Genomic DNA, 16,516 nt, shown 5'->3' with positions numbered 1-16,516 from the left:
TTGATCATGTCTATGAAGTTGGCGATGCTTCTAAGTGCGTTCATGCGCTACTCCCGGCCCTGCCGCGAAATTCCAGACCACGCTCAACCCGCGAAGCTCAAAAACAGGACGGCCGGCCCGCCGGTTCGGCGGACCGGCCGTCCGAGCAGGCTACCAGGGCGGCTCGGCCGCGAACTTGGTGAAAAAGGCGATGGACTCGGGGTTGCTCATGGAGTCCACGTTCACCGCCTGTTCCACCGGCACGCCGGAGAGAATCTTGATCACCGGCACCTCCAGCTTTTTCTGGTTGATGGTGCGCGGCACCTCGGCGATGGCGAACACGCCGTCGGGCACGTGGCGCGGCGAGAGGGAGGAGCGCAGGGTGGAGTTGATGCGCTTGGTCAGCTCCTGGTCCAGGGCGTAGCCTTCGGCCATTACCACGAACAGGGGCATGTGATACTGCCCCTTGGAATCGGTGTAGCCCACGATGAGGCTGTCGGCCAGCTCGGGCAGGTCCTCCAGCACGTTGTAGAAGTCGGCCGAGCCCATGCGCACCCCCTGGCGGTTAAGGGTGGAGTCGGAGCGGCCCAGGATCACGCAGCCGCCCTCGGGGGTCATGCGCACCCAGTCGCCGTGGCACCAGGCGCCGGGATAGACCGCGAAGTAGCTGTCCAGATAGCGCGTGCCGTCCGGGTCGTTCCACAGGTACAGGGGCATGGAGGGCATGGGCTCACTGATCACCAGCTCGCCCACCTGGTCGATCACCGCCTTGCCTTCTTCGTCCCAGGCCTCGGCTTTCACCCCCAAACAGCGGCACTGCAACTGCCCCGCCCGCACCGGCAGCAGGGGGCAGGCCCCCAGGAAGCCCGAGGAAATATCGGTGCCCCCGCTGGTGGAGCCCAGGACCACGTCGCCGGCCACCTCGTCGTAGACCCACTTGAAGCCCTCGGGCGAGAGCGGGGAGCCGGTGGAGCCCATGGCCTGGAGGCTGCTCAAATCGTACTGGCTGGCCGGCTTGAGGCCCTGCTGCATGCAGGCGCCGATGAAGGCGGCGCTGGTGCCGAAAAAGTTGAGCCGCGCCTCTTCGGCCATCTTCCACAGGGTGTGCATGTCTGGGTAGGCGGGGTTGCCGTCGTAGAGGATGGGCACCGCCTTGACCAGCAGGCCGCCCTGCACGATGTTCCACATCACCCAGCCGGTGGTGCTGAACCAGAAAAAGATGTCGCCCGGATGCAGGTTCAGATGGAAGGAGTGGAACTTCAAGAACTCCACCAGCACGCCGCCCTGGCTGTGCACCAGGCCCTTGGGCTTGCCGGTGGTGCCCGAGGAGTAGACCACCCAGATGGGGTGGTTGAAAGGCACCTGCTCGTAGACTAGCGGTTCGCCGCGCCCCAGCAGGTCGTCCCAGGGCATGGCCCCGGCCACCGCGCCCTGGCGCTCGCCCTCCAGGTAGGAGACCATCACCACCTGCTTGAGGGTGGGCATGGCCGCGGCCATCTCGGCCACCGCGGCGGTGGTGTCGAAGATCTTGCCGCCGTAGATGTAGGCGTCCACCGCGAAGAGCACCTTGGGCTCGATCTGGCTGAAGCGGTCCACCACGCTGCGGCTGGCGAAGTCCGGCGAGCAGCTGGACCACACCGCGCCGATGCTGGCGCAGGCCAAGAAGCCGATGAGGGTGTGCGGGATGTTGGGCATGAAGGCCACCACCCGGTCGCCGCTTTCCACGCCCATCTCACGCAACGAAGCAGCCACCGAGGCCACCTGGTCGTATAGTTCCTGCCAGGTCACCGGCTGCAAGGGGCCGTCCTCGCACTTGAACATGAAGGCGGTCTTGTCCGGCTCCATGTCCGTGAACACCTGCTGGGTGTAGTTGAGGCGGCTGCCCTGGAACCAGCGGGCCCCGGGCATCTCGCGCTGGCTGAGCACCTCGCCATAGGGCTGGGAGCTTTGCACGTCGAAGTACTGCCAAATCGACTCCCAGAAGGCCTCCACCTCGGTGGTGGACCACTCCCACAGGTCGGGGTAGCCCTCGAAGGACAGGCCCTTCTCCCGCTTGAGCCACTCCATGAAGCTGGTCAGGTTGGCGCGTTGTTTCGCCGCCTCCGAAGGACTCCAGAGTATGTCGCCGTCTTTTACGCTTTCAGTTGCCATGTTGAACTCCCGATTAAACACCGCGGAGACGGTTTAAGGTCGTATGGTCGGAAAGAGGCCGCGCCGGGGCTCACAGACGCTTGTAGTTGTACATCACCGCCAAGAGGCGGGTCTTGCCTTTGGCGATGCTGCGCCCGCTGTGCGGTACGGCCGATTCAAAATACACGCTGTCCCCCTGCTTCATGATGTAGGTCTTGCCGTCGTAGGAGAACTCCATCTCGCCCTCGAGCACGTAGAGGAACTCCTCGCCCTCGTGGGTGAAAATCTGCTCCTCCTGGGCGGCCACCTCGATGATGTAAGGGACCATGTTCTTGCCCGGCTTGCCCGCGGCCAGGGTCTCGTAGCTGTAGCCGCGCTCCTCGGCCAGGGTCTGGCCCTTGCTGCCCTGGCCCGCCGGGGTCAGCGCGATGCGGATGTCCGGGGTGCCGGGCAGGTTGTCCTTTAGCAGGAAGTTGACTTCCACCCCCAGGGCGCCCGCGATCTGGCCCATGGTGGAAAAGGGCGGGAACTTGAGCCCCCGCTCCACCTTGGACAAGTAGCCCTTGGACAAACCGGTGCGGTCCTCCACGTCCTGGAGGGTCATCTTGCGGGCCTTGCGCAGCGCGCGAATATTTTTGGCTATGGTTTTTTCCAGCAAAACAACACCCCGCCCTTAAAGAATCGGTGCCAACACACGGAGCCCCCACAGCCCCCGGCGGTCATCGCATTTCATCTTAAAATATCATTAGTGCAATATGTTTGGGGGCCGTTACATCTGGTCCGGGGAGGGACGGGAGCCGCCCATGTTTTCGGCGGCGTCCCGTCCCTTGCTTATGGCCTAAACCCTCCGTGGCGCGGCATCAGCCGACCAGGGGGTACTTGTCGGCGATCGCGTTGTAATAGGGCTTTTCGGAGATCTCGCCCCAGGTGCCCACGATGGCCGAGAACTTCTGGTAGCTGTCGTTGACCTTCTTGGCCTGGGGGTCCTTGGCCGCGATTTCGGCCAGGGCCTCCTTGGAGTAGACCTTGAGCTGGGCCAGCACCGGGTCCGGGAAGCGCACCAGGTTGACCTTGTGCTTGAAGATCAGGTCGCGCAGGGCCTGGCCGTTGGCCGCGTTGAAGCCCTGGGTGGTCCAGGCGCCGGCCTGGGCGCAGGCCGCGTCCAGGATGGCCTTGTGCTCGGAGGAGAGCTTGTCCACGGCCTTCTGGTTGAAGATGTACTCCACGAATGCTCCCGGCTCATGCCAGCCGGGGTAGTAGTAGTACTTGGCCACTTTGTAGAAGCCCATGATCTTGTCGTGCAGGGGGCCCACCCACTCGGTGGCGTCGATGACCCCGCGCTCCATGTTGGTGAAGATCTCGCCGCCGGGCACCAGGGTGATGGTGGCGCCGGCCTTGGCCAGCACCTTGCCGCCCAGGCCGGGCATGCGCATCTTCAGGCCCTTGAAGTCCTCGATGGTGTTGATCTTCTTGTTGAACCAGCCGCCCATCTGCACGCCGGTGCTGCCGCCGGGCCGGGGCAGCACGCCGAAGGGGGCGTAGGTCTCTTCCCACAGCTTGAGGCCGCCGCCCGAGTAGAACCAGGCGGACATGCCCAGGCAGTTGAGGCCGAAGGGGACCGCCGCGAACCACTGAGCCGCCGGGGCCTTGCCGGCCTGGTAATAGGCCACGCTGGAACCGGCCTGCACCGTGGAGCCCTGGCGCACCGCCTCGAAGGTTTGCAGGGCGGGCACCAGCTCGCCGGCGGCATAGACCTTGATCTTGAATTCGCCGCCGCTCATCTGCTCCACCAGCTTGGCCATGTACTCGGCCGCGTCTTGCAAGTAGGGCAGGTTTGGCGGCCAGGTGGTCACCATCTTCCAGCGCACCTTGGGGCGCGCCTGCACGAAGGGCGCGTTGACCGTGGTGGCCGCGGCGGCCACGGCGGCTCCGGCGCCCGCCTTTTTAAGGAAATCCCTTCTTTTCATCACAACCTCCCTTTGGAATGACTACTCCGGTTCGAGAACAATATTCGCGGTATTCATAAACAAAGTTGGGGCGATCGCGGAGGTTGGACGGGTGTTTTGTGGGATCATTCCCGCGATTATTTATTTGCCTGAGAGGATAATTAGCATTGTTGAATCCCGAGGGTCAACCCCCTTAAAATTTGATACTGGCAGGCATAAAAATGCCTAAAGACAAGTATATACATAGAGTTAAATAGTTTTACGCTGTGGCGGTCCGGTGGGGCTCCGCGCGCGGCGGCCAAAAAATTATTTTGCCTGATGAGAAATGTTGGGCCCGGCGCTGGCAGGCGCGCCGAAGGGGCGGCCGGCTAGGTGGCGGCCACGAAATCGGCCAGGGCTCGCGCTCCGGCCTCGGGCTGCTCGGCGTGGATCAGATGCCCCGCGCCGGGGATCACCGCCAGTTTGGCCCCGGCGATGTTCGCGGCCAGGTACTGGCTGTACTTGAGCGGAGTGAGCTTGTCGCCGTCGCCGCAGACCACCAGGCAGGGCAGGGCGATCTCGCCCAGGCGGGCCATCACGTCGAAGCGGTCGCAGGCCGAGTAGTCGCCGTGCAGCACCTCGGGCGCGGTGAGGGCCATCTCTCGGCGGCCCTGCTCCTTGAGGGCCGGGTCGGTGGCGTCGGCAAAGGCCATCTGGGCCAGATACTCCACCGTGGGCTCGAAGTCGTGAGCCAGGCCATCGATAATCTTGGGCAGCACCCTGAGGCGCGCCCCGCTGCCCCAGGACACGATGCCGCTGAGTAGCTCGGGCCGGGACAGGGCCATGCCCAGGGCGATGGCCCCGCCCAGGGAGTTGCCCAGGAGCACCGGCTTTATGGGACCGGCCTCCAGGAAGGCGGCCAGCCAGGCCACGTAATCAGCGACCTCGCTGCGCCCCGGGCCGGGGGTCTCGCCGTGGCCGGGCAGGTCGATGGCCGCCGCGTTGGCCGCGCCGCCCAGCAGCTCCAGCATGGGCAAAAACTCCGCGCCCCGGCCGCCGGAGCCGTGCACGCAGAGCAAGGTGGGCAGGGCGGGGTCGAACTCCCGCCTGGGGAAGCTCAGGCCCACTTCGGCGCTTTGCCAGGCCTGGGGCCACATGACCTAAGCCCCCTGCCAGTCGCGGGCCAGGGCCAGGTAGAGCTCCGCCGCCTCCTGGATCTTGGCCACCGCGCAGAACTCGTCGGTCTGGTGGGCCTGGCCGGGCAGGCCCGGTCCCAGGATCACGGTGGGCGGGTCGCCCAGGGCCGGGCGCAGCACCGAGGCGTCGGTGAAGTAATTGACGTATCCCGGCACGGGCTCTTGCCCCTGCTCCCGCGCCAAGAGCTTCAGCACTCCGGCGGTCCAGGGCTCGTCGGGCGGGGTGAGGAAGCCGGGCAGGTCGATGAGCCGGGTCAGGGCGATCTCGGGCCCCACCTGGGCAGCGATGCGCCGGGCCAGCTCATCGTGCTCCAGGCCGGGCACGGTGCGGATGTCGATCTGGAACACCGCCTGGTCGGGCACCATGTTGATCTTGCTGCCCCCCGAGAAGGTGCCCACGTTGAGGGTGGGCTTGCCCAGTTGGGGGTGGGCCGTGGCCTCGGCGAAGAAGCTCTCCAGCCCCGCCGCGGCCCGCGCCGCCTTGTAGATGGCGTTGTCGCCCATGTCGGGCATGGAGCCGTGGGCCGACTTGCCCTTGGCCGAGGCCTCCAGCCACAGGGCCCCCTTGTGCCCCAGGAAGGGCACGTTGTCCGTGGGCTCGGCCACCAACAGGGCCCCGGCCTGGGCGGGCAGGTTGCCGCTGTCGCCCATCTGCAGGGCGCCCTGGCAGCCGGTCTCCTCGGCGGCGGTGAAGACAAACACCAGGTCCGCCGGACCGGCGGGCTCATCGGCCAGGGCGATGGCCGCAGCGGCCAGGGCGGCCACCCCGCTCTTCATGTCCGCCGCGCCGCGCCCCAGCAAAAGGCCGTCCTTGATCTCCCCGCAGTGGGCCGAGAAGCTCCAGGGCGCGTTGCCCAGGGGCACGGTGTCCAGATGGCCGGTGAAGACCAGGGGCGCTTTGCCGCCCCGGCCGGGGATGGTGGCCACCAGCCCGGCCCGCTCCGGCGCGAGCTGGTAATAGTCCAGCTTGAGGCCGCGCCCGGCCAGCAGCCCGCCCAGATAGCGGGCGGCGGCTTCCTCCCCGCCGGGAGGGTTCACGGTGTCCAGACAGACCAGTTCGCTGGCGATCTTCACGGGATCGGGCATGGGGCTCATGGCTTCGCTCCGGGCGAGGATCAGCCGAAATAGGCTTCTTGCACCTCGCTGTTTTCGCGCAGGTATTGGGCGGTTCCCTCGGCCACCACGCGCCCGCCGGAGAGCACGTAGCCGTAGTGGGCGATGGCCAGGGTCTGGCGCACGTTTTGCTCCACCAAAAACACGGTGATGCCCTGCTGGTTGATCTGGTGGATGATGCGGAAGTTCTCCTTGACCAGCAGGGGGCTCAGGCCCAGGGAGGGCTCGTCGATGATCATCAGCTGGGGCGCGCCCATGAGGCCGCGGCCGATGGAGACCATGGCCTGCTCGCCGCCGGACATGGTGCCGGCCAGCTGGCCGGCGCGCTCGGCCAGGCGCGGGAAGATGCCGTAGACCTTCTCCAGGCGCTCGGCCATCACCGCCTTGTCGTCCTCCTGGTAGCCGCCCAGCCTCAGGTTCTCCTCCACGGTCATGCCGGGGAAGACCTTGCGGCCCTCGGGGATGCTGGCCACGCCCAGGCGCACGATCTTGTGGGTGGCCAGGCGGGTGATCTCCCGGCCCTGGAAGTGGATGCGCCCGGCCCGGCAGGGGGTGAGCCCCAGGATGGAGCGGATCAGGGTGGTCTTGCCCGAGCCGTTGGAACCCAGCAGGCAGGTGATGGAGCCGGGGGCCACCTGGAGGCTCAGGTCCTCCAGAACGTCGGCCCGGTCATAAGCGGTGTAGATGCCTTCGATGCTCAGGGCTGGTTGAGTCTGGGCCATTAGTCCACCCCCAGATAGGCTTCCTGGACCTGCGGGTCCGAGGCGACCTCTTGGTAGGTGCCCTCGCAGATCTTCTCTCCGAAGTTGAGCACCGCGCAGTAGTCGGTTATGCGCTCCATCACCGACATCTCGTGCTCGATGATGATGATGGTCAGATCCTCGATCTTGCCCTTGATCTCCAGGATGTCGTCGATGAGCCGGAAGGTCTCGTCGTGGGTCATGCCCGCCGAGGGCTCGTCAAGCAAGAGCAGCTTGGGACGGCAGATCAGGGCCCGGCAGATCTCGATGCGCCGCCGGGAGATCATGGGCAGGGCCTCCACCGGCTCGAAGATGTTGTGGGCCAGGTCGGGGTCGAAGATGGTGATCAGCTCGCGGGCCTTGTCCAGGCTGTTCTGGAACTCCTTGGTCAGGGCGCCCCGCCGGAACAGGTTGAACAGCAGCCCGTTGTTCACCCGGGCGTGGTCGCCCAGGGTGATGTTGTCCAGGATGGACAGGGGCAACAACAGGCGCGAGCGCTGGAAGGTGCGGGCCACGCCCCGGCGGTACACCTGCTGGGGCGAGAGGTTGGTTATGTCCTTGCCCTCCAGGAACACCTGGCCCGCCGAGGCGGGATAGATGCCGGTGACCACGTTGAAGAAGGTGGTTTTGCCCGAGCCGTTGGGCCCGATAAGGCCCATGATCCGGTTGCGGGGCACCTCCAGGCTCAACTCGTCCAGGGCGCGCACTCCACCGAAGTTCTTGCTCAGGCTCTTGATGGTCAATAGTGGTTGCGTCTGAGTCATGGCGCTACCTCGACCTAAGCGTGAGGAAGCCGCGCAGGGGGCGGGGCAGAAGCCCCTGGGGCCTGAACAACAGAATGGCGATCACCAGGGCCGCGAAGAGCAGGAAGCGGTATTCCTGCAACACCTGGAACTTTTCGGGCATGAGGATGATGATGCTGGTGGCGGCCACCGCCCCCCACAGCGAGCCCAGCCCGCCCAAGATGACGATGGACAACAGGATGAGCGAGTCGCCGAAGGTGAAGTTGGTGGGCGCGATGTAGCCCAGCATCATGGCGTAGAGGGCCCCGGCCACTCCGCAGTAGAAGTTGCCCAGGGTGAAGGCGGTGATCTTGCCCCGGGGGATGGACTGGCCGAAGCAGGCGCTCACCGTCTCGTCCAGGCGCACCGCGTCCATGTTCAGCCCGATCCAGGAGTCCTCCAGCCGCCGGGCCAGGATGAAGCCCAGGACGCACAGCGCCAGGGCCACCGCGATATAGCCCAAGTAGAACGAGCCCTCGAAGGAGCCGATGACCAGGTCCTGGTTCACGTCCCAGCCGAAGAGCTTGAGCCCGTCGCACTTAAGGCCCTGGGGCCCGCCCAGGGTGTCGTTGACCTCCAGAAAGGTCTTGAACAGCAGGGCAAAGGCGATGGTGACCAGGGCGGCGTAGTGCCCCCGGGTTTTCAAGACCGGCACCAGCACGATGAAACCCAGGGCCGCGGCGGCCAGGCCACCCAGGAACAAGATCAGAAGGTGCGGCGTGGCGGTGTGCTTGGTCAGGATGGCCGCGGTGTAGCAGCCCACCCCGAAGAAGCTGGCCCCCGCGAAGTTGACCACCCCAACGAAGCCGAACTGGATGTTGAGCCCCAGGCAGGTCAGGATGTAGACCAGCACCGTGGCCACCAAGAACAGCACGAAGTTGTCGTCATAGAAATAGAGGCTGATGGCCACGGTGGCCGCCACCACCGCGGTGGCAAAGGCCATGCTGTGGTCCTTGGCGCTACGGCCCACCCGCTCCAGCACGCGCGCCCGGCGCAGCAGGAACAGGGCCAGCCCGGCCCCCAGCAAGAGCCCGAATATCTCGAGCTGGGACTCGCCGGCCAAAAAGAACACCAGGTACACCGCGCCCAGGAGGACGGCCACCAGGGCGGGCAGGAAAGATACGGAAGCTCGGCTGCGGCTGGTCATTGCCTCACACCCTCTCCGTTTCTTTCTCGCCCAGGAGCCCGGTGGGCTTGATGGCCATGATCACGATGACCACCCCGAAGGCGAAAACGTCTTTGTAGGCGCTGGCAAAGGGCAGGGCGGCCGCGCCTATGGTTTGGAGCATGGCGAAGAGGAAGCCTCCCACGATGGCCCCGTAGATGTTGCCGAAGCCTCCCACCGCCGCCGCGCTGAAGCCGATGGCCCCCAGCAAAAGGCCCATGTTGAAGCTCAACTCGTTGTAGTAAAGGCCGTAGGTCACCCCCGCGAAGGCGGCCAGGGCCGAGCCCAGGGCAAAGGTGATGTAGACCACCAGGTTGAAGTTGATGCCCATGAGCCGGGCGGTTTCCTCGTCCTGGGAGACCGCGCGGATGGCCATGCCCAACTTGGTGCGCTTGATGATGAGCTGCACCAGCACGATCATCAGCAGGCCGGAGATGAGCATCACCGTGTTGTCGAAACGCAGGGTGAAGTTGCCCCAGGAGTGGCTCCAGTCGGGCAGCAGGGCCGGAAAGTGCTTGGGGTTGGCTCCGTCGGGATAGAAAAGGCGGATGGACTCACGCAGCACGGTGCCCAGCATCAAGGTGATCAAAAGCACGTTGAGCGGCGGGGCGCCTTTCAGGGGGATGATGAGCACCTTGGCGATGACCCCGCCCAACACGGCGATGAAGGCCATGGACACGATGGCCACGATCACCAGGATGAGCACCGGGTGCTCGAAGCCCATCCAGGACAGGAGCAGATACATGCTGAAGGCGGAGAACACTCCCCAGGTGAGCACATCGCCGTGCGAGAACTTGATTACGTCCAGCACGCCGAAGAACAGGGTGAAGCCCACGGCCACCAGGGCGTAGATCAGGCCCATCATCAGCCCGTTGGCGATGTGCTGGCCTATAAGTCCTATATCCATCGGAAACCAATCTCGCGGTCGAAAAAATCCGGGTGTCATGGTTCGCGGGGCGGCGCCGTTTCGGCGCCGCCCCGCGAGGGCTAATTATAACGGCTAGCGCCTCTTGAGCTTGCGCTTTCCGCTGGCGTACTCGGAATTCTTCCAGGGCACCCACTTGCCGTCCTGCACCACATACTTGGTGATGGCCGGCGAGATGTTCTGGCCATGCTCGTCAAAGGTGACCGAGCCCACGATGGTCTTGTAGTCCTTGACGTTGTCCAGCCACTTGACCACAGCCTTGCGCTTGGGGCCGGCGGCCTCGATGCCGTCCAGGATCAGGTTCATGGCCGCGAAGGCGAAGGGACCAAAGGCGTCCGGGGCTTCCTTGTAACCGGCCTTCTCATACTCCTTCAGGAACCACTTGCCGCCAGGCAGGTTTTCCACGGGCTCGCCCTCGCGGAAGGCGATGGTGCCCTCGGCCAGGTTGCCCGCGCCGGTGATGAAGGCGTCGGAGATGATGCCCGAGCAGGACTGGAACTGGGATTTGATGCCCAGCTTCTCCATCTGCAGGCGGATGCGCACGCCCAGGGGAGTCAGGCCGCCGAACCAGATCACGTCCGGGTTGAGCTTCTTGGCCTGGGTCAGCTCGGCGGTGAAGTCCTGCTGATCGGCGTTGACCCCGAAGCTGCCCAGGATCTTGCCGCCGTTCTTCTTGAGATACTTGGCGAAGTACTCGTGCATTCCCTTGCCGTAGTCGGTGGTGTCATACAAGAGCACCCAGGTCTTGTAGCCCAGCCCGGTGATGAACTTGGCCGCCACCTCATTCTGGTTGATCATGGTGCCGTTGATGCGGTGGACTTCCTTGTACTTATTGCCGTAGGTGATGCCCGGATGCACCGCGCCCCACACGATCACCGGCAGGCCGAAGCGGTGATACACGTCCACCGCGGCCAGGGCCACCACCGAGCAGTAGTGGGTGGCGGCGGCGATGATCTTCTTGTCGGCCGCGGCCTTGGTGGCCACCTGCACGCCCGAGTTGGGCTTGCACTCGTCGTCCAGGGACACCAGCTCGTAGTGGTACTTGGCCTTGGGGTCGGCGTTGCGCAGGCGCACCGCCAGGTCGGCCGAGTTGCGCCCGCCCACGCCGATGGCGGAGACGCCGCCGGTCAGGGGCCCGATAAAGGCGACCTTCACGGTTTTTTTGGCCAGGGCCGGGGCTGCCGCCAGCACCATGAGCAGCACCAGGGCCAGGCACAGAATCTTGCTTAGCTTCATAGCGTTTTCCTCCTAAAAAGCCGGTTCAAAATGGGACATGCCGTTACTTGCAGTTAAAAGGGGCCTTCCCTGCCCGCGGACGGACAGTAAGCCCCCCATAGTTACCTTTTTGTAAACACTTACGAAAAAAGCGTTCGCCCAGACTAAGCCCAGTCAAGTTTGTTGTCAAGAAGACTAAGCCCTCTACTCGCAATGCGAGACCAACCCCCCCCGCCAACCGGATTTCGCGCCGGCCCGGTGGGCATCATCGGCAGGGCCTTCGGCCACGGAGCGGGCGGCCGAAGGCGCTGGTCAGGTCCGTTTGGACTATTTGGTCTCTTTTTGCACTGCGCTGAGCTTGCGGCTCAGGCGCAGGCGGTCCCTGGGGGCTAGGCCGTTCTGGGACACGCCTTGCCGCAGCACGCCGAGCGCCTCGGCTTTCTGGTTGGCGGCCAGGTGGATGTCGGCCAACAGCAGGTATGAGTCCGCGTACCAGGGCCAGTTTTTTACGGTCAGGGCCAGCATCTTGGCGGCTCCGGCCCGGTCGCCGGCTTGGTTCATGAAAAAGGCCAGGGTGTAGGCGTAGACCGGGTCCGGGCTGGCCTCAAAGGCCTTGAACAGTAGGCGCATGGACTCCTTGGGGGCGCGCTGGTGCAGCAGCAAGCCCAGGTTGTAGGCGGCCCGGGCCATCTGGGGGTCTGCCTTGAGCGCGGCCCGCAGGTATTTCTCCGCCGCCTTTTTGTCGCCCTGTTCGGCCTTGAGCAGCCCTAGGTTGAAATTCACCGCCGCGTTGTCCGGCTCCTGCTCCAGGGCCTTTTGCAGCTGACCGGCGGCCCGCTTCGTGTCTCCGGCGCGGGCGTAGGCCATGGCCAGGTTCACCCGGGGCATCACCGCCCGGGGCTCCAGCTTCAGAGCCGTTTGGTAGGAATGGACCGCCTCCCGGGGCATACCCCGCTCCAGGTAATAGTTGCCCACGTTGTAGTGGGCGTGCCAGGTGTCGGGCCGGGCCATCAGGGAGCGCAGCATCTCCTGTGTGGCATCCTGGAGCGCGGCGGCCCTTTGCGGGTCCAGCCCCCGGGCCGGGTAGCCGGCCAGGGCCAGGGCCGCGCGCACCCGCACCAGGCGGCGCGGGTCCTTCAGGGCGGCGAAAAGCGCCTGGGCCGACTGGGGCGTGGGCCAGTCGCCCAGCGAGGCCAGGGCCGAGGAGCGCACCAGGGGCGAGGGGTCCTGGGCGGCCTTGATGACGGCGGCCCACTTGGCCTCCAGGGGGCAGGCCCGCAGCAGGCGGATCAGCGAGGCGGCGAAAACCTCGTCGCGGCCCTTGCTATCCAAATAGGCCAGCATATCCGGCAGGCGGGACCAGTCCCGCTGGCGGGCCGCCTGGATCAGCCCGGCCCGGTATAGCACCGGCGCCTGATAATCGTCCTTGTGCCAGGAGCGCACCAGCTTGTCGGCCCAGGCCGCGTCCTTGTCCTTGTGGCATTGGTTGCAGGCGTTGGGTGACTTGTACTTGAGGGTGGCCGCCGGGGTGGGCGGCAGCATGGAGTGGTCGCTGCGGTGCATGCCCGCGAAGCTGGTCATGGGCATGTGGCAGGCGATGCACTGGTTGCCCGTGCTGTCCGCCTTGTGCCGGGTGTGGGCGGGCGCGTTTTTCACCCGCTCGGCGTGGCAGGGCAGGCAGGCCTGGTTGGGGTCTTTCTTCTGGCGGAAGCGGCCGCTGGAGGTGTGGCAGTGCAGGCAGTCCAGCTTGCCGGAGCCGGCGCAGGGGCTCATCAGCCAGGAGGTGTAGGTGTAGTTCTCCCCCAAATCCCGGCCGTCCGGGTAATAGTCGCTGTGCTCCAACAGGGCCAGGTCGTAGTGGTCCCAAAAATCGTCGCCCGGCATGAAGCTCTGGGTGAGCGGGATGGCCTTGGCGTGGCAGGTGGAGCAGGTGGCGTTGTTCTGCTGGTGGTTGAAGCTGCGCCCGCCCCGGGTGATCCGGAGGTCCTTCGGCACCGTGCCCTTGGGCGCGGCCTGGCACACCTTGACATGCGCCTCGCCCGGGCCATGGCAGGTCTCGCAGTTGATGCCCGGCTCCTTCCAGGTGGTGCGGTAGTCCCCGGTCTTCAGGTCGTAGTTAAGGGAATACTGGCTCACGTGGCAGCCGTGGCAGGAGGTGTTGAAGGTGTAGACCGGATCGCGCCAGTCCACCGCCTGGTCGCCCGCGTGACGGATGCCGCTTTTGGCGGTGTCGAACCAGGCCTTCTTGTTTAGGTCATAGGCCACGGGCAGGGTCTGCAAGCGGCCTTTTTCCATGGGCGTGAGGAAGTAATAGATGTTCTTGCCGCCCAAGGCCTGCTTGATGGGCAGGCGCTTGTCGCCCTTGGCGGTCTTTTCCACCACCCAGCCCTGGCCTTTGCCGATCTGGGCTTGATAGCTTTCGCCTCTGATCTTGATGGGCTCGGCTTGGGGGGTCAGCTTGGCGGCGGCAAAGGCGTCGCTGTAGGCCTGCATGGCCGTGCCGTGGTGGGAGGGGGCCCATAGCTGATAGAACCTCTCGTGGCACTCGCGGCAGCTCTGGGAGCCGGTGTAGGCGCCCTGGGTCTGGATGGCCGCCTGCTGCGCCGCCCATACCGGCGCGGCCAGGGCGAACAACAACAGGGCCGGGAGCGCCATCCGACGCCAGCTTCTCTTGGGGGGATGTGTCTTCATTTGCTTAGTCTAACCCCGTGGCCCGGTGCGCCGTGATCATTTCTGGTCCAACGGGAACACCGTGGCGAAATCGTTTTTCATGCTGACCACGGTCCAGCCGTCCTTGCGGGCCTGGTCCAGGGCCTTGTCCAGACGCCCCACGGCGGACTTGCGGTCATAGGCGAACTCCCGGGCCGCGTCGTCGTGGTGCACCAGCATCATCAGGCGCGGGCCCGGCCCGGCGGCGGTCCATTGCAGCATGGCCAGATCGCCGTCGGAGTTGCCCACCGCCATGATGGGCCGGAGGCCGACCTGCAAGGCGATGTTCACCGGCTTGCCCGGCCCGTCGTCGATGCTGTTCACCTGGGGCAGGCGCACCACTTCGGCCTTGCCGCTTTTGAGCGCGAACTTGCCCTTGAGGCTGGAGCCGATCACCTGGTAGGGCGGCACCCCGTAGGCGTGCGGGGAAAAGGCCCGGATGAAGTCCACCCCCCCGCCGGAGACGATGAAGGTCTTGAACCCATGGGTCCGGAGATAGGCCAGGAGCTCCACCATGGGCTGATAGATCATCCGCGCGAAGAGCATCTTGGTCTTGGGGTTGCGCGCCGTGCCCAGCCAGGTCTTGGCCAGGGCCTGCATCTGCTCGCCGGTGAGCCCGGCGTGGGTCAGCCCCACGATCTCCAAGATGCCCTTGTTGCCCAGCTTGGCCAGCTTGGCCATGTCCCCGGCCAGGGCCGCCCGCACCGCCGGGCTCTTTTTCCACTCCGGGTGCTGAGGCGCCAATTCTTTTAGCCGGTCCAGGGCAAAAAAGAACTGCACGTACATGGGCTGCTCGGCCCAGAGGGTGCCGTCGTTGTCGAACACCGCCACGCGCTCGGCGGGGGGCACGTAGCCCGGCCCGCCCTTGTCAATCACCTTGCCCACGAAGGCGGTTATGGCCTGTTTGGCCGCGCCGTCGCGCCAGGAGGGCAGGGGGTCGGCGGCGGCCAGGGCGGCCGTGGCCGGGAGGGCGAGGATGGCCGTCAGCATCAGGGCCAAGGCCAGGCTTTTGGTTCGCTTCATGATCCGTCTCCGTCAGGTCCAAGGAAGGGCCGCCCCCGGCAAGGGACCGGGAGCGGCCTGGAGGTGCATGGATGGCTTCGCGCCTAGCGGCCGCCCGCCGTGGTCTTCAGGCTCTCCATCACCTGATCGATGCGGTTCTCATGGCAACCCCTCTGAATATTAAGCGGCTTATATTAAAATTCTGCCATGCCTGTCCCATGGCAAGCAAACAACGTATTTGTAGTCGGGATTGCGGGGTTTCACGGCCTTTCAAGTGCCGCCCCAAAAATGCGCGGGCCGGGGAACCACGCAGGACTTGCAAGGATCGAAGGGCAAGCCGTGGTTATTGGCCCGAGTCTCGTAAAACACAACCCTGCCTCACTGGGGCTAGAACTTTCTCCAAAACATGATATACCGGGCTTATCGGGTGCCTTATGAGTGGACACCCCAACTGGAGCAGCCCCAAGAGACGCCCAACGCGCGCATGGACATCAAGACCTTCCGGGCGCCCGGGGCGTCTCCGGCCGGCGGCGCGCCCGAGGTGGAGGTGGAGGGCATGGTCCCCTTCCAGCCCTCCTCGGCCCTTTGCGTGGTCTCCGGCCAGGACCAGGATTGACAAGGAGCACAACCATGGATTTGGACATCTACACTTCGCCTGGGTGCCTGCGCTGCAAGGTGGCCAAGAGCTATCTGGCCGAGCAGGGCATGGGCGTGGTCGAGCTGGACATCAAGGGCGAGGGACGCGACGCCTTCACCCAGTTCTACCGCCAGCACCGCCCCGAGATTCATCGCGGGGCCGAGGGCCTGGAGTTTCCCATCCTGTGGACCGGCGAGCGGGTGGTGCAGGGCGTGGGCGAGATCATGGCCTGGGCCCGCTCCGGCAACGGGCTGCAAGGCTTTGTGAAGCGCACCGGGCTGCTGCACGGCTGGATCGACGGGCTGGAGGTTTCGGGCGGCAGCCCGGAGATGGCCGGGGACTTCCTGGACGTGCTGCGCCACCTGAGCGCCGGGGGGATCAAGATACAGCTGAGCACCAACGGCGCCAACCCGGCGATCTTGGAGGCCTGCCAAAAAGAGGGCCTGGCCAGCAAGGTGGTGATGAACCTCCTGGGGCCGCCCGAGCTCTACGCCGCCGCGGAGATACCCCCGGAGGAGGTGGAAAAGACCCTGGCCTTGCTGCCCGGCTTTAGTGATTTCATGCTCCGCACCGTGGTGGGGCCGGTGGTGCGCGCGGATGGCGCGATAAGCCTGCTCACTCCCGAGGAGGTGGCCGCGGCGGCGGCCTGGGTGTCCCAGGTTACCGGCCAAAAGACCCACGCCTACTTCCTGGCCGGGTTCGACCCCGCCGCGGCAGAGGACGAGCGCCTCAAGGACCAGGAGGCAATGCCGCCCACCGCCCTGTTCAAGTACCGCACCGCGGCCCGGCCGCATTTGGTGAAGGCTGAAATAGAGAAATAGGCTCGCGCGGACCCAAGGGACGCATCTCGCGGCCCGGGGCGCGGGCGCAGGCCTCAAGCGATGGCAAGAGGGCCAACCGGCAACGGCTGGCCCTTCTTCTTTGCGGCTAGCGGCAAAAGTCGCTATTTGGCAATAAAAACTATATTAACTACTAAAATACGCACTAATTAAAAAATA

The 16,516-nt window shown here is 65.3% G+C and carries 13 protein-coding genes; 1 reads left to right on the top strand and 12 read right to left on the bottom strand.

Features of this window, described 5'->3' with window-relative positions:
* Positions 1-150 precede the first annotated feature (150 nt).
* From KQH53_15055 to KQH53_15000, 12 genes are all read right to left on the bottom strand, one after another.
* Complete coding sequence (locus tag KQH53_15055) at positions 151-2,130, bottom strand: acetoacetate--CoA ligase (GenBank protein MCB2227997.1); 1,980 nt, start codon at positions 2,128-2,130, stop codon at positions 151-153.
* 70 nt (positions 2,131-2,200) lie between these two features.
* Positions 2,201-2,767: an XRE family transcriptional regulator gene (locus KQH53_15050; protein MCB2227996.1), complete on the bottom strand. Its 567-nt coding sequence runs from the start codon at positions 2,765-2,767 to the stop codon at positions 2,201-2,203.
* Between the two features lie 202 nt (positions 2,768-2,969).
* The gene (locus KQH53_15045) at positions 2,970-4,076 is read right to left on the bottom strand and encodes a TRAP transporter substrate-binding protein (GenBank protein ID MCB2227995.1); all 1,107 of its coding nucleotides are present in this window, start codon (positions 4,074-4,076) and stop codon (positions 2,970-2,972) included.
* A 347-nt stretch (positions 4,077-4,423) separates the two neighbouring features.
* Positions 4,424-5,191: an alpha/beta hydrolase gene (locus KQH53_15040; GenBank protein MCB2227994.1), complete on the bottom strand. Its 768-nt coding sequence runs from the start codon at positions 5,189-5,191 to the stop codon at positions 4,424-4,426.
* A 3-nt stretch (positions 5,192-5,194) separates the two neighbouring features.
* Complete coding sequence (locus KQH53_15035; GenBank protein MCB2227993.1) at positions 5,195-6,325, bottom strand: M20 family metallopeptidase; 1,131 nt, start codon at positions 6,323-6,325, stop codon at positions 5,195-5,197.
* 20 nt (positions 6,326-6,345) lie between these two features.
* A complete protein-coding gene (locus KQH53_15030; GenBank protein MCB2227992.1) occupies positions 6,346-7,065 on the bottom strand; it encodes an ABC transporter ATP-binding protein in 720 nt (239 codons plus the stop codon).
* Entirely contained in the window at positions 7,065-7,847 is a 783-nt protein-coding gene (locus KQH53_15025; GenBank protein ID MCB2227991.1) for an ABC transporter ATP-binding protein, read from the bottom strand. The genes KQH53_15030 and KQH53_15025 overlap by 1 nt, the downstream gene beginning before the upstream one ends.
* Before the next feature lie 4 nt (positions 7,848-7,851).
* On the bottom strand, positions 7,852-9,012 hold the full coding sequence (locus tag KQH53_15020; GenBank protein ID MCB2227990.1) for a branched-chain amino acid ABC transporter permease: 1,161 nt from the start codon (positions 9,010-9,012) through the stop codon (positions 7,852-7,854).
* Between the two features lie 4 nt (positions 9,013-9,016).
* Positions 9,017-9,937 (bottom strand): branched-chain amino acid ABC transporter permease, encoded by a 921-nt coding sequence (locus tag KQH53_15015; GenBank protein ID MCB2227989.1) that lies wholly within the window; start codon positions 9,935-9,937, stop codon positions 9,017-9,019.
* A 93-nt stretch (positions 9,938-10,030) separates the two neighbouring features.
* Positions 10,031-11,191: a branched-chain amino acid ABC transporter substrate-binding protein gene (locus KQH53_15010; GenBank protein MCB2227988.1), complete on the bottom strand. Its 1,161-nt coding sequence runs from the start codon at positions 11,189-11,191 to the stop codon at positions 10,031-10,033.
* Positions 11,192-11,497: 306 nt separating this feature from the next.
* The gene (locus KQH53_15005) at positions 11,498-13,825 is read right to left on the bottom strand and encodes a tetratricopeptide repeat protein (GenBank protein MCB2227987.1); all 2,328 of its coding nucleotides are present in this window, start codon (positions 13,823-13,825) and stop codon (positions 11,498-11,500) included.
* A gap of 72 nt (positions 13,826-13,897) precedes the next feature.
* Positions 13,898-14,902 (bottom strand): haloacid dehalogenase-like hydrolase, encoded by a 1,005-nt coding sequence (locus KQH53_15000; protein ID MCB2227986.1) that lies wholly within the window; start codon positions 14,900-14,902, stop codon positions 13,898-13,900.
* 609 nt (positions 14,903-15,511) lie between these two features.
* Between KQH53_15000 and KQH53_14995 the strand changes: the two genes are divergently transcribed.
* Entirely contained in the window at positions 15,512-16,339 is an 828-nt protein-coding gene (locus KQH53_14995) for a hypothetical protein (protein MCB2227985.1), read from the top strand.
* Positions 16,340-16,516 lie beyond the last annotated feature (177 nt).

It is taken from the genome of Desulfarculaceae bacterium (assembly GCA_020444545.1).
Lineage (GTDB): Bacteria > Desulfobacterota > Desulfarculia > Desulfarculales > Desulfarculaceae > Desulfoferula.
This window is presented reverse-complemented; position numbering and strand designations above follow the sequence as displayed.